This is a genomic window from Pseudonocardia yuanmonensis (genome assembly GCF_039542425.1).
Lineage (GTDB): Bacteria > Actinomycetota > Actinomycetes > Mycobacteriales > Pseudonocardiaceae > Pseudonocardia > Pseudonocardia yuanmonensis.
This window is the reverse complement of the sequence record NZ_BAABIC010000028.1, coordinates 1-15,681: the sequence shown is the minus strand read 5'-3', so window position 1 is coordinate 15,681 and position 15,681 is coordinate 1. Positions and strand designations below refer to the sequence as shown.

Annotated in this window: 15 protein-coding genes and 1 pseudogene; 5 read left to right on the top strand and 11 right to left on the bottom strand. The window is 73.7% G+C overall.

What is annotated here, in order from left to right:
* Positions 1-207: 207 nt before the first annotated feature.
* The 11 genes from ABD990_RS29485 to ABD990_RS29435 all read right to left on the bottom strand — a co-directional run bounded on the left by ABD990_RS29485 (position 208) and on the right by ABD990_RS29435 (position 9,244).
* Positions 208-420, bottom strand: coding sequence for a GntR family transcriptional regulator (locus ABD990_RS29485; RefSeq protein ID WP_345384051.1), 213 nt, complete (start codon positions 418-420; stop codon positions 208-210).
* A complete protein-coding gene (locus ABD990_RS29480; RefSeq protein ID WP_345384050.1) occupies positions 417-1,265 on the bottom strand; it encodes an SMP-30/gluconolactonase/LRE family protein in 849 nt (282 codons plus the stop codon). Before ABD990_RS29480 ends, ABD990_RS29485 begins: the two co-directional genes overlap by 4 nt.
* Positions 1,262-2,875 (bottom strand): AMP-binding protein, encoded by a 1,614-nt coding sequence (locus ABD990_RS29475; RefSeq protein WP_345384049.1) that lies wholly within the window; start codon positions 2,873-2,875, stop codon positions 1,262-1,264. Before ABD990_RS29475 ends, ABD990_RS29480 begins: the two co-directional genes overlap by 4 nt.
* Complete coding sequence (locus ABD990_RS29470; protein ID WP_345384048.1) at positions 2,872-3,264, bottom strand: Zn-ribbon domain-containing OB-fold protein; 393 nt, start codon at positions 3,262-3,264, stop codon at positions 2,872-2,874. Before ABD990_RS29470 ends, ABD990_RS29475 begins: the two co-directional genes overlap by 4 nt.
* On the bottom strand, positions 3,264-4,406 hold the full coding sequence (locus ABD990_RS29465; RefSeq protein WP_345384047.1) for a thiolase family protein: 1,143 nt from the start codon (positions 4,404-4,406) through the stop codon (positions 3,264-3,266). Before ABD990_RS29465 ends, ABD990_RS29470 begins: the two co-directional genes overlap by 1 nt.
* 73 nt (positions 4,407-4,479) lie before the next feature.
* Positions 4,480-5,109 carry a GntR family transcriptional regulator gene (locus ABD990_RS29460; RefSeq protein ID WP_345384046.1) on the bottom strand — a complete coding sequence of 210 codons (630 nt, stop codon included), beginning with the start codon at positions 5,107-5,109 and terminating at the stop codon, positions 4,480-4,482.
* Positions 5,110-5,234: 125 nt separating this feature from the next.
* Complete coding sequence (locus tag ABD990_RS29455; RefSeq protein WP_345384045.1) at positions 5,235-6,344, bottom strand: CaiB/BaiF CoA transferase family protein; 1,110 nt, start codon at positions 6,342-6,344, stop codon at positions 5,235-5,237.
* 11 nt (positions 6,345-6,355) lie between these two features.
* Positions 6,356-7,114 (bottom strand): SDR family NAD(P)-dependent oxidoreductase, encoded by a 759-nt coding sequence (locus tag ABD990_RS29450; protein ID WP_345384044.1) that lies wholly within the window; start codon positions 7,112-7,114, stop codon positions 6,356-6,358.
* Complete coding sequence (locus ABD990_RS29445) at positions 7,111-7,650, bottom strand: hypothetical protein (protein ID WP_345384043.1); 540 nt, start codon at positions 7,648-7,650, stop codon at positions 7,111-7,113. Before ABD990_RS29445 ends, ABD990_RS29450 begins: the two co-directional genes overlap by 4 nt.
* Positions 7,647-8,801 carry a thiolase family protein gene (locus ABD990_RS29440; protein ID WP_345384042.1) on the bottom strand — a complete coding sequence of 385 codons (1,155 nt, stop codon included), beginning with the start codon at positions 8,799-8,801 and terminating at the stop codon, positions 7,647-7,649. The genes ABD990_RS29445 and ABD990_RS29440 overlap by 4 nt, the downstream gene beginning before the upstream one ends.
* Positions 8,798-9,244 carry a Zn-ribbon domain-containing OB-fold protein gene (locus ABD990_RS29435; protein WP_345384041.1) on the bottom strand — a complete coding sequence of 149 codons (447 nt, stop codon included), beginning with the start codon at positions 9,242-9,244 and terminating at the stop codon, positions 8,798-8,800. Before ABD990_RS29435 ends, ABD990_RS29440 begins: the two co-directional genes overlap by 4 nt.
* 232 nt (positions 9,245-9,476) lie before the next feature.
* Here ABD990_RS29435 and ABD990_RS29430 point away from each other — a divergent pair, with 232 nt between their 5' ends.
* The 5 genes and pseudogenes from ABD990_RS29430 to ABD990_RS29410 all read left to right on the top strand — a co-directional run.
* Complete coding sequence (locus tag ABD990_RS29430) at positions 9,477-10,970, top strand: aldehyde dehydrogenase family protein (protein WP_345384040.1); 1,494 nt, start codon at positions 9,477-9,479, stop codon at positions 10,968-10,970.
* Between the two features lie 34 nt (positions 10,971-11,004).
* Positions 11,005-12,120, top strand: coding sequence for an NDMA-dependent alcohol dehydrogenase (locus ABD990_RS29425; protein ID WP_345384039.1), 1,116 nt, complete (start codon positions 11,005-11,007; stop codon positions 12,118-12,120).
* A 55-nt stretch (positions 12,121-12,175) separates the two neighbouring features.
* Positions 12,176-13,516, top strand: a complete 1,341-nt coding sequence (locus ABD990_RS29420; RefSeq protein WP_345384038.1) for an MFS transporter — start codon at positions 12,176-12,178, stop codon at positions 13,514-13,516.
* Positions 13,517-13,581: 65 nt separating this feature from the next.
* Positions 13,582-15,066 (top strand): MFS transporter, encoded by a 1,485-nt coding sequence (locus ABD990_RS29415; RefSeq protein ID WP_345384037.1) that lies wholly within the window; start codon positions 13,582-13,584, stop codon positions 15,064-15,066.
* A gap of 184 nt (positions 15,067-15,250) precedes the next feature.
* Positions 15,251-15,478 (top strand): annotated as a pseudogene (locus tag ABD990_RS29410) (4-hydroxy-2-oxovalerate aldolase); the annotation flags it as partial.
* Positions 15,479-15,681: the final 203 nt, after the last annotated feature.

The following is a 15,681-nucleotide window of genomic DNA, read 5'->3' as shown; positions in this document are numbered from 1 at the left end:
GTCACCGTGCGGTGAGGTCTACCGAACCCGCCGGGTGTTGCCCGCGCGTTACGGGTGACGATCGGCGGATTGCGCTGCCGGGCACCCTGCGCACAGAGCGCTGACCAGCGGCGACCTTGTGGGACGGGGGCAACACGCCACGGGCTCCGGCGTCGTCCGCGCCGCCGACGGCGGGAGGACGTGTGCGCCGGTTCGTCCGCCGCTCGGTCAGCACACGTAGCTGCCGGACTGGGCGCGGGTCCGGATCGCCCCCGAGTCCGCCAGCTCGCGCAGGGCGCGGCGGAGGACCGCCCGCCCGACCCCGAGCCGGACGGCCAGGTCACGTTCCGCCGGCAGCCGCGACCCGACGGGACGGGCTGCCGCGAGCCGGCGCAGCTCGCCGAGCAGCTCCGCCAGGTCGGCCGACGATGCTCCCCTCATGCTGCTCCCGCATGCAGGGACAGGCCGCGGGTGCGGCGGGGCAGCTCGACGAGCACGACCCGGCCGCCCTTGGCGCCGGTGACGACGAGGGCGTCGAGCCCGGGGCCGGCGAAGCACAGGTTGGTCGGAAAGGTCGGCTCCGGGAAGCGGATGTCCCCCGCGGGCCGGCCGTCGGGCTCGAAGACGAAGACCGCGTCGGCGTCCGGGGCGGCGGCGTAGAGGCGCCCGTCGGCGTCGAGAGCGAGCCCGTCCGGGCCACCCGCCGGGAGCACGGCGGGGGTCCCCGCGGGCACGAGTCGCTCGCCGGTCCACCGCTGGCGGGTGACGACGCCGTCGTCCGTGTGCGCGAGGTGCAGGACATCCCCCTCCGGTCCGAGAGCCAGCCCGTTGGGGAAGGCGAGGCCGTCGAGGAGTACCGAGGTCGTCCCGGTGACGGGGTCGTGGGCGCAGAGCCGACCATGGCCGGTACTGCCGGGCAGGCCGGGGTCGGTGAACCAGATGCGCCCGTCCGGCCCGGTGGCGAGGTCGTTCGGCGCCAGCGCCCCCGGCACGGGGACGTCGACGACCCGGCCGGCGTCGAGGCGTTGCAGTCCGGCCGGAGCGGGGCGGGTGGACCGGCTGGGACGCAGCGCGGCGCCGTTCTGGGCGACCCAGATCGCGCCGTCCGGGCCTTCGGCCAGGCCGTTGGGTCCGCCGCCGACCTCGACCGTGCCGAGGACGCCGCCGTCGAGGTCGATCTCGACGACGAGGCCGCGGGACATGGCGACCACGAGCAGCCGGTGGTCGGCGGTCCACACCGGCCCTTCGGTGAAGCCGATGCCGGCGGCGAGGGTGCGCATGCTCATGCCGCACCCCCGGCGAGGACGTCGCGCAGCGCCCGTTTGCTGACCTTGCCGGTGTCGGTGAGGGGCAGCTGGTCCTGGGTGAGGACCTCGATCCGGCTCGGGACCTTGTAGCCGGCCGCCCGCGCCTTGACGTGGGCGGTGAGTGCGGCGGGAAGATCCGGTCCGGAACCGTGTCCGAGGCGGGCGACGACGGCGGCGACCATGGTCTCGTCGCCGTCGGCCGAGGGCAGGCCGACCGCGTACGCCTGGTCCACGTCGGGGTGGCTGCAGAGGAGTTCCTCGACCTCGAGCGGGGCGATGTTGATGCCCTTGACCTTGAGCATCTCCTTGCTGCGACCGACGACGTGCAGCCGCTGGGCGTCGTCGAGGAAGCCGAGGTCGCCGGTACGGAACCAGCCGCCGGGCCGGAACACGCCCTCGTTGAGCTCGGCCCCGCCGAGGTAGGCGTCGATCACGCAGCCGCGCAGCTCGATCTCGCCGGTCTGTCCGGTGCCGAGGGGGCTGCCGTCGGGGTCGGCAATACGGATCTCCTGGGTGGGCACGACGGTGCCGGAGGTGTGCAGGCGCACCTCGAGGGGGTCGTGGGCGTCCGAGACGGTGGAGTGGCCGTAGCCCTCGGTGAGCCCGTACATGCTGCAGATCCCGCCGACCCCGAGCTCCTCGGCGACCAGGCGCTTGTCCTCGACGGTGAAGCCGGTGGTGCCGGTGCGCAGCGAGGAGATGTCGTGGCGGCCGAACGAGGGGGCCGCGAGGAGGTTGCGGGTGGTGGGGGCGAGTCCGTAGTAGACGGTGCAGCGCTCGCGGGCGATGAACTCCAGCGAGCGGTCGCCGTCGACGCGCTCCTCCAGGCACAGCGTGGCGCCGTGGGTGAGCGCGACGGGCAGGGCGTTGGAGCAGCCGTAGCCGAAGAAGAACGGGGCCGCGATCCAGAGCCGGTCGCCGGGGACGAGGTGCTGGCGGCGGCCGATCTCGTAGCCGTTGCGCAGGAGCTTGCCGTGCTCGAGCGGCACGGGCTTCGGTCGGGCGGTGCTGCCGCTGGTGAACAGCAGCAGGGCGAGGTCGGAGGGGGCGGGCGGGTCGAGCGGCCGAGGCTCCGCCCGGCCGGGCAGCTCGACGTCGGCCGGCCACACCACCGAGCCGAGGTAGCCGTCGGACGGCGAGGGCTGCTCGGCGTCGAAGGACCGCCCGAACCCGGCTGCGGCGAGCTCGGCGAGGGTGTCCCGGCCGAAGATCGCGGCGTCCGTGACCACCAGGCGGACCCCCGAGCTGCGCAGGACGTGGTCCAGCTCGGGAGCGCGGTACCAGGTGTTGACCGGCACGACGGTGAGCCCGGCGCGGTGCGCGGCGAGCGCGGCGGTGATCCAGCGGACGCCGTTGGGCAGCAGCACCCCGATCCGGTCGCCACGGCGCAGGCCGGCGTCGGCGAGGAACGCGGCGAGGCGGCGGGTGCGGTCGGCGAGCTCGGCGTAGGTGACCCGCCCCTCGGGTCCGACGACTGCTTCCGCCCCGGGGCGACGGGCGGCGAGATCGTCGAGGACCGCGGGGACGGTGAGGGCCGCCGGCCCGGGGTCGGACGCGTCGTGAGGTGGGGTGCCGGTCGGGGCGCTCATCGCGCTGCTCCTTCGGGGTCGGGACGGAACACCACGCGCGGCGGTTCGTGGTGCGCGTCGATCTCCGCGGTCACAGCCTGCCCGATCGGGACGTCCGCGAGATCGGCCGTGGGCAGGCCGGTGAGGGTGGTGACGAGTCGGGGTCCTTCGGCGAGCTCGACCACGGCGACCGGGTAGGGCGCCGGGTGCTCGGGCAGGTAGTTCCGGTGGAACACCGCGGCGCTCCAGACGGTGCCGCGGCCGGAGGCGGTGAACCATTCGGCGGCGTCGCGCCGCCCGCAGCGCGGGCAGACCCGCGGGGGTGGGAAGGCCGGGAGGCCGCAGGCCCCGCAGCGGGACACGCGTAGCTCGCCCGCGCGCAGGCCGTCGACGTGAGGGCGGACGTCCATCAGGCCTCCGTCCCGAACAGCACCGAGGACACGATCGGGGCGGCGCAGGCGTACTGGACGGTGCGGGCTCCGGGGACCTGGCGCGGCCCGCACTCGCCGCGGAGCTGGCGCACGGCCTCCACGATCAGGCCCCAGCCCTGCAGGTAGCCCTCGGACAGCTGGCCACCGGAGGTGTTGCAGGGCAGGTCGCCGCCCAGGGCGATCCGTCCGTCGGCGATCCACTCCCCCGACTCGCCGGGCCTGCACCAGCCGAGGCCTTCCAGGGTGAACAGCACGTTCGGGCTGAAGTTGTCGTAGGCCATGAGCGAGTCGACGTCGTCGAGGCTGCGCCCACCGGACCGCAGCACCGCCTCGCCGACCTCGGCCAGGGCGTCGGCCCAGAAGTCCTCGGGTGGGAGGTCGGACCCGGTCAGCCGGGCGCGTTGGGCGGCGCCGAGGACGTGCACCGGCGTCCGGGGCAGGTCCCGGGCCCGGTCCAGGGTGGTGAGCACGAGGGCCACGCCGCCGTCGTTGATCTGGCAGTAGTCGAACAGGTGGAGGGGGGCGACGACGTAGCGGGAGGCCACGTAGTCGTCGAGCGTCAGCGGGTCGCGGCGCAGGGCCTGCGGGTTGAGCGCGGCGTGCGCGCGGAACGTGGTGGCGACCGTGCCGAGCTGCTCCTCGGTGGTGCCGTAGAGGTGGCGGTGGCGCTGCAGCATCAGCGCCGAGTACGCGCCCGGCGAGGTCATCCCGTAGGGCGCGGTCAGCGCCGGGGTGGTGCCGTAGCCTTCGCCGGCCGCGGTGGAGCCGGAGTTGCCGGCACCGTAGGTGGCACCGCGGGTGCGGCCGTCGTTGCCGTAGACCAGCGCGACCGTGTGGCACAGGCCCTCGCGCAGCGCAGCCGCGGCCGTCTGGATCGCCGGACCGGTCATGCGGCCCTCCGGGGGCAGCGCGACGGTCCAGCGCGGGTCGAGGCCGTGCTCGGCGGCGAGGCCTTCGTAGCTGTCGACCCGGTGGGTCAGCAGCCCGTCGACGTCGGCGACGGCCAGGCCGGCGTCGTCCGCCGCCCTGCGCAGGGCCTCGCCGGCCAGGTCGTCGGCCGTCCGTCCGAGGGCACCGAAGTCGGTGGTACCGACGCCGACCACCGCGACGGGAATGCTCATGTCCCGAACCTCCGTTGATTCGGATCTTTGATACAAGCTACGCCGGAGCGACGGCGACACCGAGAAGGTGACCTCAGTCGGTCAGGATGCCGTCGCGCTTGAGCGCGGCGACGACCTGGTCGCCCTCCTGCTGGACGTGCTCGCGGTTGGCCAGATCGGCCTCGGCCTCGTTTCCGGCACGCAGCGCGGCGATGATGCGGGCGTGCCCGCGGTTGGCCTGCGGGCTCGCGGCGGCCGGCAGGCTGTAGACCTCGCGCGGCAGGTTGTGCGACAGGTGCCGCAGCACCGACAGGGTCCGGCGGCTCGCCCCGGTCTTGTTGATCAGGGAGTGGAACTCCCAGTTCAGGTCGTGCAGCAGGTCCGGGTCGTCGCTGGCGCACATCTGCGCGTGCAGCTCCTCGAGCCTGGCCAGCACGGGTTCGGTGATCCGCCGGACCGCGCCCGCGGCGGCGAGTCCCTGGGCCATGCCGTAGAGGCGGTAGTGGTCGGTGATGTCCTCGGCGCGGATCGGGACGACGAAGGTGCCGCGGTGCGGCTCGGAGGCGACCAGACCGTCCGCCTCGAGGGTGATCAGCGCCTCGCGCACCGGCAACCGGCTCACGCCGAGCTCCTCGGCGATGGCGTCCTGCGGGACGCGCTGCTCGGCCTTCAGCCGCCCGTCGAAGATCATGGAGCGGATGTGCTCGGCCACCTCGACGCTCATCGCGCGGCGCTGCACGCGGGGACGCGCGGCAGCGCGTGTACGGCCGGCCACGCCCGCTCCCCCCGATCGCCCGTTCAGTCCTGGATAAACTATCACCCCGTGGAGCGGGCCGGCCTCCGCCGCGGTCATCGCGCACCCGCCGTGACCGGCACACCCCAGCGCTGCAGGGCCTCGTCCACCGTCCCGGCCTCCCTGGCCTGCAGCGGAGTGCGGTCGAGCCGGGGCGCCGCGGCAGGCTGCGGTCCGTCCGGCCGCTGCTCCAGGGTCCGACGGCTGCGGAGATGGGCGTCGGCGGGGGCCTCGGCCAGGGACAGCACGGGGGTCACGCACGCGTCGAGGTCGGCGAAGACCGCGGTCCACTCCGCACGGGTACGGGTGGCGAACGCGGCGGCGAGGGCCTGCTTCGTCTCCGGCCACCGGTCGCGGTCCCACTGGCCGGGCAGGGTGGTCGGGTCGAGGTCGAGGCCGCCCAGCAGCCGTGCCCAGAACTGCGGCTCGATGCTGCCGACCGCCATGTACCCGCCGTCGGCGGTGGCGTAGACGTCGTAGAACGGGGCGCCGGTGTCGATGTCGTTGGTGCCCGGCTCGCCCGACCAGCGGCCCTGCGCGGCGCGGCTCCAGATGCCGGTCATGAGCAGGCTGACCCCGTCGACCATGGCCGCGTCGACGGCCTGCCCGCGGCCGCTGCGATGCCGTTCGAGCAGGGCGGTGACGATGCCGAAGGCGAGCATCATCCCGCCGCCGCCGTAGTCGCCGACCAGGTTCAGCGGCGGGACCGGGGCCTGCCCGCGGCGGGCGATCGAGCGCAGCGCCCCGGTCAGCGCCAGGTAGTTGATGTCGTGACCGGCTTCGCGGGCGCGCGGCCCGTCCTGCCCCCAGCCGGTCATGCGGCCGTAGACCAGCCCGGGGTTGTCCGCCCGGCAGTCGTCGGGGCCGAGCCCGAGGCGTTCCATGACCCCCGGCCGGAAGCCCTCGATCAGCACGTCGGCGCGGCGGACCAGCTCGCGGGCGGCGTCCAGACCCTCCGGGGTCTTGAGGTCGAGTCCGATCCAGGGGCGGCCGCGGGTGAGCGCCCCGCCGTCGACCGGCCCGGCGGGCCGGTCGACGCGGATGACGTCGGCGCCGGCGTCGGCGAGCAGCATCGCCGCGAACGGTCCGGGGCCGAGCCCGGCGAACTCGACGACCTTGATCCCGGCCAGGGGCCCGTCGGTCGACCGGTGCGCTGAGTGGTGCATGGTCGGTCTCCTCATGCGGCGTAGGGGTCGCCGATGCTGCGTCCGCCGCACACGACGAGGACCTGTCCGGTGACGTACGGGGCCTCGGCGAGGTAGGCGACGGCGCCGGCGACGTCGTCGGGACGGCCGCCACGACCGACGGGAATGGCGTCGAGGGTGCGGCGACGGACGTCCGGGGGGAGCCCGTCGGTCATCGGGGTCTCGACGAACCCGGGGGCGACGGCGTTGACGGTGATCCCGGAAGGGCCGAGCTCGAGGGCCAACGACCGGGTCGAGCCGACCAGCCCGCCCTTGGCCGTGGAGTAGGCCGTGGACCCGAACGTCCCGAGCCAGGCGCGGGAGGCGAGGTTCACGACCGCTCCGCCGCCCCGCGCGGCCATGGCGGGCGCGGCGAGGCGGGTCAGGGCCAGCGGACCGAGCAGGTTGATCTCCAGCAGGCGCCGGAACAGGGCGGCGTCGAGCCTGCCGACGCGCGCGTCGCGCAGCACACCGGCGCAGTTGACGAGCACGTCCACCCCGCCGAGACCGGTACAGAAGTCGATCGCCGCACTGCGGGAACCGGGGTCGGTGACGTCGAGGACCAGCGGGTGCACCTCGCTCGCCTGCTCGGCGGTGAGCGTGGCGGCGGTCGTGGCCGTCGCGGCCGGGTCGAGGTCCGCGATCACCACGGTGGCGCCGCGGGCCGCGAGCGCGCTGCAGATGCCGCGGCCGATGCCGCCGGCACCCCCGGTGACCAGGGCGATCCTGCCGGTCGAGGTCGTGGCGGTCATGGGCGCAGCCTCCCGAGGTCCGATCCCCCGGTCAGGTAGATCTCCTGCCCGGTGATCCGCTCGCCGCCCGGGCCGAGCAGGGCCGCCAGCTGCGCGGCCAGCGGCCCAGCGGGGTCGATGGCGTTCGCGTCCTCGGCCGCGACGGCCAGGACGTTGACGGCGACCGCGTCGCGGGCGAGCTCGATGGACAGCGTGCGGGCCATGGACAGCACACCGTTGGTCACCGCGGAGGCCGCGGCGCCGCCGGGGACCGCCATCAGGGGCTCGGCCGGGAGCACGAACACCAGGCGGCCACCCGGTCGGAGGTGGGCGAGCTCGCCCTGGACCGAGGCCAGCACCGCCTCGAGCGCGCCCCCGACCTCCTCGGCGAGCCGGGCGTCGGTCAGCTCGGTCAGCGGGGTGCGACCGGGCACCCGCGCGACGACGCAGGCCGACGAAGCCGACGCCGCGACCGTCGTGAGAGCCCGGTCGACCGTCGGGCTGAGCTCGCCGCCGCCCACGACGTGCACCGCACGGGTCGGAGTCGAGGCCGTCATCGCGTCATCACCACGGTGGTGACCGACCCGCCGTCCGTGCCGTTGACCGTGCCGCCCTTGCAGTAGGCGAGGGCTGTGTGGGCGCCGTCGACCTGCCGCCCGCCGGCGGTGCCCCGCAGCTGCCAGGTCAGCTCGCACACCTGCGCGGCTCCGGTGGCGCCGACCGGGTGGCCGCGCGAGAGCAGGCCTCCGGAGGGGTTGACCGGCAGCCGCCCGCCGAGCGCGGTGTGCCCGTCGGCTGCCCACGCCGCGCCCTGGCCGTGCGGGACCAGGCCGAGACCCTCCATCCGCACGATCTCGGCGATGGTGAAGCAGTCGTGCATCTCGACCAGGTCGATCTCGTCGGGGCCGACCCCGGACAGCTTCCAGGCCTCCTCGCCGGCGCGGCGCGAGACGTCCTCGGCGTTGAGATCACCGAGCCCGGTCTGCACGGCCCCGCTGACCAGGCCCACGCCCAGCACGCGCGGAACCGGGCCGGAGAGCCCCAGCCGGCGCAGCCCCGCGGGGCTGCACAGCAGCACCGCCGCGGCGCCGTCGGAGATCGGGCTGCAGTCCAGCAGCCCGAGCGGCTCGGCGATCTGCCGGGCCCCGAGGACCTGCTCCAGGGAGATCGGCGTCCGGTACTGCGCGAACGGGTTGTGCACCGAGTGGGCGTGGTTCTTCACCGCCACCGCGGCGATCTGCTCCCGTGTGGCGCCGTGGTCGGCCATGTAGCGGCGGGCGCTCATCGCGTGACCCGCGGCCATGACGTAGCCGACCGCGGCGTCGAGATCACCCGGGTCGGGGCGGACGCCGCCGGAGATCCGGTCGGTCATCTTCTCCACCCCGATCACCAGCACGACGTCGTGCAGCCCCGCGGCCAGGGCGACCCAGGCCTCCCGGACCGCGGTGGCGCCGCTGGCGCAGTAGTTCTCGTGGTTGGACACGGGCTTCCCGTCCAGCCCGAGCCGGGCGGCGATCCGTTGGCCCGCGACCGGGCCGCCGAACACGTGCCCGACGTAGAGGCCGTCCACCTGGGCGAGGTCGGCACCCGCGTCGGCCAGGGCGGCGCGCGCCGCCCCGACCGCCATCCGCTCAAGGGTGACGTCGACCGGGTACTTGCCGAAGCGGACCATCCCGGCCCCCGCGACATGGGCGGGTGCGGGACTCACGCGGCCACCCCCCGCTCGGTGGCGCGGAACCGGAAGCCCAGCAGCTCGGCGCCGTCCTCGGCGGTGGCGAACGGGGTGAGCTCCAGCTCCACGGGCTGGTCGAGTGCGACGGCCTCGGGCTCGACACCCACCACGGTGGCCATCACCCTCACCTGGTCGGCCGGCAGATCCACCCAGGCCAGGACGTAGGGCACCGCCACCCCGGGCGGGGCCTGACGGACGACGGTGAACGAGTGGACCCGCCCGCGGGTGTCGAGCTCGGTCTGCTCGAGGCCCTCGACCGCGCGGCAGGCCGGGCAGAACGCGCGCGGCGGGAACGTCGTCGTGGCACACGCACCACAACGGGACCCGAGCAGGCGCGGCGGCTCCAGCGACACCAGACCCTCCCGGAAGGGACGGGTCTGCGTCGGAGCCGGAGCGCCCGGGGTGTTCGTCAGGGGCATCGACGCCTCCATGCTCGATCGGCGGGTTCCGGGTGAACTCCCGCTTCCGATTCCTCACGGTAGATACTTGATACAATCGCCGCAAGGTGCGATGGTGTCTCGCGTCGCCGACGAGCCGGGGTCGAGGATCGGAACCCGGATTGATTCCGCAGCTCATCGCACACTTCCGATCGCGCGGTTGTGCCGGCCGCCACAGCGTGTCAATGTATCAAGTATCGAGAAGGAGTCACCGATGACCCTGAGCGTCGAGACGCACGCCGTCTCCCCCTCGGTCGCCGCGCGGCTGGACCTGCCGCCCCACGTGTTCGTCGACGGGCAGGCCCTGCCCGCGCTGAGCGGCCGGACCATTCCCGTGCTCGACCCGGCCAGCGGACGCCGGATCGGTACCGCCGCCTGCGGTGATCCCGCCGACGTCGACCGCGCCGTGCAGGCCGCGACGCGGGCGTTCGACCCGGCGTCCCCGTGGCGCGCCATGACGCCGCTCGAGCGCGGCAAGGTCCTGCACCGCATCGGCGACGCCGTCCTCGAGCGCGCCGACGAGTTCGCCGAGCTCGAGGTCCTCGACGCCGGCAAGGTCCGCGGCGCCGCCCGCGGCATCGACGTCGACTTCGCCGCCCGGTGCTTCCACTACTTCGCCGGCTGGCCCACGAAGATCGTCGGTTCCACGGTGCCGACCTCGCACCCGGGCGTCCACATCGCCACCGAGAAGGACCCCGTCGGCGTGGTCGGCGCCATCACCGCCTGGAACTTCCCGCTGCTGCTGTGCGGCTGGAAGATCGCCCCGGCGCTGGCCGCGGGCTGCACCGTCGTGCTGAAGCCCTCGGAGGAGACCCCGCACTCCGCGCTCTGGCTGGCCGAACTGGCCGTCGAGGCCGGCCTGCCCGCCGGCGTGCTCAACGTCGTGCCGGGCCGCGGGCAGGAGGCCGGACAGGCCCTGGTCGACCACGCGGACGTCGACAAGATCACCTTCACCGGCTCGACCGCGGTGGGCAAGGAGATCGCCCGCCGCGCGGCGGACCAGGTCAAGCGGGTGACGCTGGAGCTCGGCGGGAAGAGCGCGAACATCATCTTCGCCGACGCCGACCTCGACGCGGCCGTCGAGGGCTCGGCCGGCGGCATCTTCTGGCACTCCGGCCAGACCTGCAGCGCCCCGTCGCGACTGTTCGTCCACCGCTCGGTGCACGACCGGGTCGTGGAGAAGCTGCGGGCGATCGCCGACGACCTGCGCCCCGGCCACGGCCTGGACGAGACCACCGAGCTGGGTCCGCTGGTCAACGAGTCACAGCAGCGCAAGGTCGCGGGCCACGTCCGGCTGGCACGCGAGCAGGGCGCCAGCGTGCACGTGGGCCCGGCGGTGCCCGGGGAGGGGTTCTTCCACCCGGCCACGGTCATCTCCGACGCCCGCGACGACATGGCCTGCGCCACCGAGGAGATCTTCGGCCCGGTCCTGACCGTGCTGCCCTTCGACGACGTCGACGAGGTGCTGCGCCGCGCCGACGCCAGCGAGTACGGCCTCGCCGCGGGCATCTGGACGCGGGACGTGAGCATCGCGCACCGCGCCACCAGGGCCCTGCGGGCCGGGACGGTCTACGTCAACGGCTGGGGCCTGACCGATCCGGCGGCCCCGTTCGGCGGCTACCGGCAGTCCGGCTACGGCCGCGACCTCGGACCCGACGCCCTCGAGGGCTACCTCGAGACCAAGTCCGTCTGGACCTTCCACGGCTGATCGAAGTCGATCCCCCCTTCACGAGGAGACACCCATGAAGACGCGTGCCGCTGTGCTCACCGGCTACCACACCCCCTTCGACGTCCGCGAGATCGAGCTCGACGAGCCGCAGGCCGGCGAGGTCCTGCTCAGGATGTCCGCGGCCGGGCTGTGCCACTCCGACCTGCACATGGTCGACGGCGACAACGTCGTCCGCTTCCCGATCGTCGGCGGCCACGAGGCCGCGGGCGTCGTCGAGCAGGTCGGCCCCGGCGTGACCAAGGTGAAGCCGGGCGACCACGTCGTCTGCAGCTTCATCCCCTCCTGCGGGATCTGCCGCTACTGCTCCACCGGCCGGCAGAACCTGTGCAACCAGGGCGCCACCATCCTCGAGGGCTCCATGCCCGACGGCACCTTCCGCATGCACGACCCGGAGCTCGGCGACATCGGCGCGTTCTGCATGCTCGGCGCCTTCTCCGAGTACGCCACCGTCTCCGAGCTGTCCTGCGTCAAGGTCGACGACTGGCTCCCGCTGGACAAGGCCGTCCTCGTCGGCTGCGGAGTGCCGACCGGGTGGGGCAGCGCGGTCAACGCCGGCGGGGTCGGGCCCGGCGACACGGTGGTGATCTACGGCCTCGGCGGGGTCGGCATGAACGCCGTGCAGGGCGCCGCGCACGCCGGCGCCAAGTACGTGATCTGCGTCGACCCCGTCTCCTTCAAGCGCGAGGCGGCCCAGGAGTTCGGCGCCACCCACGTCTTCGCCACCGCCGGGGAGGCCGCCGAGGCGGTCACGGAGCTCACCTGGGGCGAGGGTGCCGACCAGGCCATCTGCGTCGTGGGCGTGATGACCGAGCAGGTCGTCACGGACGCCTTCAACGTGATCGGCAAGGGCAGCACCGTCGTCGTCACCGGGGTGGCCAACCCCGCCAACCTCACCGTGCACGTCTCCGGTTCGGACATGGTCTTCAACCAGAAGACCATCAAGGGCACGCTGTTCGGCTCGTCGAACCCGCAGTACGACATCGTCCGCATGCTGCGCCTCTACGACGCCGGGCAGCTCAAGCTCGACGAGCTGATCACCCGCCGCTACACCCTCGACGAGATCAACGACGGCTACCAGGACCTGCGTGACGGCACGATCATCCGCGGGATCATCGACTACTCCAAGTGAACCTCTCACCGGGCTGTGCCCACCACACCTTCGGAGTTTCGCCATGAGTTCCGCCATGCCTCGCAGGGTCGTGACCGCGACGCTGATCGGGAACTTCACCGAATGGTTCGACTTCGCCGTCTACGGCGCGGTCGCGGTCACCCTCGGCCGGGTCTTCTTCCCCGCCACCGACTCCGTCGTCTCACTGCTCGCGTCACTGGCGGTGTTCGGCGTCGCATACGTGTTCCGCCCGCTCGGCGGCGCGCTGCTCGGATCGGTCGGCGACCGGTACGGCCGCCGGGTCGCCCTGTCCGCCGCCGTCCTCGGCATCAGCGTGGCCACGACCCTGATCGCCGTGCTCCCGTCGTACGCCGCCATCGGGTTCTGGGCCCCGGTGCTCCTCGTACTGCTCCGCTGTGTGCAGGGCCTGTCCGCGGGCGGCGAGTGGACCGGCGCCTCGGCCTTCCTCGCCGAGTACGCCCCACCCGACCGGCGCGGCGCACGGGCCGCGTTGATCTCCGCCTCCGGCGGGCTGGCGATCGTGGCCGGCACCGTGTTCGTGCTGCTCCTGGAGTCGGTGCTGAACCCGGCGCAGATGCAGTCCTGGGGCTGGCGCCTGCCCTTCCTGCTGGCCGCCCCGCTCGGGCTCGCCGGGCTCTACCTGCGGCTACGGCTCGAGGAGACCCCGGTCTACCAGCAGCTGCAGGCGCAGGACGCCGTGGCCACCAGCCCGCTGCGCGAGGCGCTGCGCAGCGGCAGGCGAACCCTGCTCATCGCCTTCGCCTGCGCGTCCGTCACCGGCGTCGGCTTCTACTACCTCGCGACCTACTTCGCCAACGCGATGTCGGTCGACGGGTCCCGCCGGACCGCGCTGCTCGTCAGCTCGGCCGCACTGCTGGTGTACGTCGTGCTGTGCCCGCTCGCCGGCCGGCTCTCGGACCGGGTCGGCCGCCGGCCGGTCTACGTGGGCGGGGCGATCGCGCACGCCGTGCTCGCCGTGCCGGTGCTGCTGCTCGTCGGCTCGGGTTCGCCCTGGGCGGCGTTCGCCGGCATGTGCCTGTTCGCCGTCCCGCAGGCCGGGCTGAACGTCATGTCGTCGATCGTGCTGGTCGAGCTCTTCCCGGCCCGCACCCGCTCGAGCGGCGCCGCGCTGGCCTTCAGCCTCGGCGCGGGCCCGATCGCCGGCACCGCCCCGCTGGTCGCCGCGGCGCTGGCGGCGGGCACCGGCAGCACGCTCGCCCCGGCGCTCTACCTGGCGGCGATCGCCCTCGGCATCGGGCTCGTCCTGGCGAAGGTGCTGCCGGAGACCGCGGGCCGATCCCTCACCGACGACACCCACCCGGCCCGCGCATCCGGCGAGCATGCCGCGCAGCACGGCGACCAGGCGCGGACCCGCCCCGTCGCCGGCACCACCTGAGACGACCGAACCCCGCAGTACGCACGTCCGTCCCGCACGTCCACCCTCGACCAACGGAGGTCGACATGGCCGACGCCACTCCCCCGCCCGCCACGCGGCCCGATCCGCAGATCCTCGCCCGGCTCGAACGCCTCCCGATGGCCCGACCGCAGTACGGCATCCTGCTCGCCGGCGGGCTCGGGCACCTGTTCCAGGCGCTCGACATCGTGATCATCGGGTTCATGCTCCCCTACCTCAAGGCGGAGTTCGCCCTGTCCAACGGCGAGATCGGCCTGATCGGCGGCGCCGCCCCGATCGGCATGATCGTCGGCGCCGTCCTCGCGGGACTGTTCGGCGACCGCTTCGGGCGCAAGAGCGTGATGCTCTACGCCCTGCTGCTGTTCTGCGCCGCGTCCGTCTCGATCGCCTTCGCCGACGGGCTGAGCTTCGTCATCGTCGCCCGCATCGTCGCCGGGCTCGGCGCCGGCGCGGAGGCGGCCATCGTCTCGCCCTACATCTCCGAGTTCGCCACCGGACGCAACCGCGGCCGCCTCGTCAGCGGCGTCACCTTCTTCTTCTCCCTGGGCAACGTCGTCGCCGCCCTGCTCGGCTCGTTCGTGGTGCCGCTGGACAACGGCTGGCGCATCACCTCGATCCTCTGCGGCCTGCCGGTGCTGGTGCTGCTGTGGTGGCGGCGCTCGCTGCCGGAGTCGCCGCGCTGGCTGCTCAGCCGGGGCCGGGTCACCGAGGCCGACGCCGTCGTCACGCGGCTGGAGGAGCGGGTCGTCGCCGCGACCGGCCGGCCGCTCCCGGCGGTGCCCGTCGCCGCGGTCGTCCCACCGACCCCGCAGGTGTCCACCTCGCCGCTGGAGGTGTGGCGCAACGGTCTGGCCCGGGTCACCACCGCCACCTGGATCTCCTCGTTCGTGTTCCTGTTCGCCTTCTTCGGCTTCTTCACCTGGATGCCGTCGCTGTTCCTGGAGATCGGCGTCGCCCCCGGGCTCGCCTCGCTCTACAGCTTCCTGCTGTTCGTCGCCCAGCCGATCGGCTACCTGGCCGCCCTCGCGGTCAGCGACCGCTTCGAGCGGCGCACCCTGCTGGTGACGTTCTTCTCCGTCGCCACCGTCGCCTCGGTCGCGCTCGCCCTGATCCCCCGCGACAGCGTGGCGCTGCTGTTCATCGGGATGGCCCTGTCGATCTGCATCACCTGCATCTCGGGGATCTTCTTCCCCTACTCCTCCGAGGTGTACCCGACGGCGGTGCGCGCCACCGGGGCCGGACTCGTCTCCACCGCGGGCAACGTCGGCGCGCTGGCCGCACCCGTCGCGATCGGCTTCGCGTTCGGCACCGTCGGCTTCGGCGGGGTGTTCGTCGCCATGGCGGTCCTGCTCGCCGTCGGCGCCCTGGTGATCCGGACCCTCGGCCCGCGTGTCACCGGCAAGACGCTGGAGCAGGTGTTCGCCGACGAGGCCAAGGAGGCCAAGGCGGACCCGGCCGACACGGCCGTCCCGGCCCTTCCCGACGCCGTGGACCCGGTGCCCGCCCCCGTGACCGAGAAGGGGACGGCCTGACCACGCCGGATCCGTCACCGACTCCGTCGCGGGGGAGCGGCGGGCGCCGCCGCCGGTAGCGCCCGCCTCGGCGCGGCCACCCGTCGGCCGCCGGGCTCCCCGCGTTCCACTGAGCGGGTCACTCCCTGCCCGCACGACGCCGGGGATGTGACAGTCCCGCTATGCAGCAGCAGAAGATCCCGGGCTCATGCACGAGGCCCGCGCCCGGTTCGAGGCCCTGGTCGCCGAGGTCGGCTCAGGGAACACCGCCCAGGCGTGGGTCTGCTACCACGGCCATCAGAACCTGTCCTTCGGCGTGGCCAACTCGGTGATCGCCGAGGAGGTCGCCCGCCCCTACCTGGCGCGGTGGCCGAAGATGGACCGAAATGCCGTCGTGCAGGGCTGGGCCGGGGTGTACTCCTCGTTCCTGCTGTCGCACTGGCCCAGGAGCTGACCGCATGACCGACCGCACGATCGACGCCGTAGCCAAGGCCCGCGCGCTCTACGAAGCCCGACGCACCCGCACCCCGATCCCCCCGTTCACCGACACCGAGCCCGACCTCGGCATGGCCGACGGCTACGCCATCCAGCAGGAACTGGTCGCGCTGCTGCTCGCCGACGGCGACCGGATCGTCG

Coding starts and splice junctions, on each gene's coding strand:
- ABD990_RS29445 (WP_345384043.1), bottom strand. CDS start 7,650: ATGACGGCCTCGACTCCGACCCGTGCGGTGCACGTCGTGGGCGGCGGC.
- ABD990_RS29475 (WP_345384049.1), bottom strand. CDS start 2,875: ATGAGCGCCCCGACCGGCACCCCACCTCACGACGCGTCCGACCCCGGG.
- ABD990_RS29425 (WP_345384039.1), top strand. CDS start 11,005: ATGAAGACGCGTGCCGCTGTGCTCACCGGCTACCACACCCCCTTCGAC.
- ABD990_RS29430 (WP_345384040.1), top strand. CDS start 9,477: ATGACCCTGAGCGTCGAGACGCACGCCGTCTCCCCCTCGGTCGCCGCG.
- ABD990_RS29435 (WP_345384041.1), bottom strand. CDS start 9,244: ATGCCCCTGACGAACACCCCGGGCGCTCCGGCTCCGACGCAGACCCGT.
- ABD990_RS29460 (WP_345384046.1), bottom strand. CDS start 5,109: ATGAGCGTCGAGGTGGCCGAGCACATCCGCTCCATGATCTTCGACGGG.
- ABD990_RS29420 (WP_345384038.1), top strand. CDS start 12,176: ATGCCTCGCAGGGTCGTGACCGCGACGCTGATCGGGAACTTCACCGAA.
- ABD990_RS29480 (WP_345384050.1), bottom strand. CDS start 1,265: ATGAGCATGCGCACCCTCGCCGCCGGCATCGGCTTCACCGAAGGGCCG.
- ABD990_RS29415 (WP_345384037.1), top strand. CDS start 13,582: ATGGCCGACGCCACTCCCCCGCCCGCCACGCGGCCCGATCCGCAGATC.
- ABD990_RS29485 (WP_345384051.1), bottom strand. CDS start 420: ATGAGGGGAGCATCGTCGGCCGACCTGGCGGAGCTGCTCGGCGAGCTG.
- ABD990_RS29455 (WP_345384045.1), bottom strand. CDS start 6,344: ATGCACCACTCAGCGCACCGGTCGACCGACGGGCCCCTGGCCGGGATC.
- ABD990_RS29450 (WP_345384044.1), bottom strand. CDS start 7,114: ATGACCGCCACGACCTCGACCGGCAGGATCGCCCTGGTCACCGGGGGT.
- ABD990_RS29465 (WP_345384047.1), bottom strand. CDS start 4,406: ATGAGCATTCCCGTCGCGGTGGTCGGCGTCGGTACCACCGACTTCGGT.
- ABD990_RS29470 (WP_345384048.1), bottom strand. CDS start 3,264: ATGGACGTCCGCCCTCACGTCGACGGCCTGCGCGCGGGCGAGCTACGC.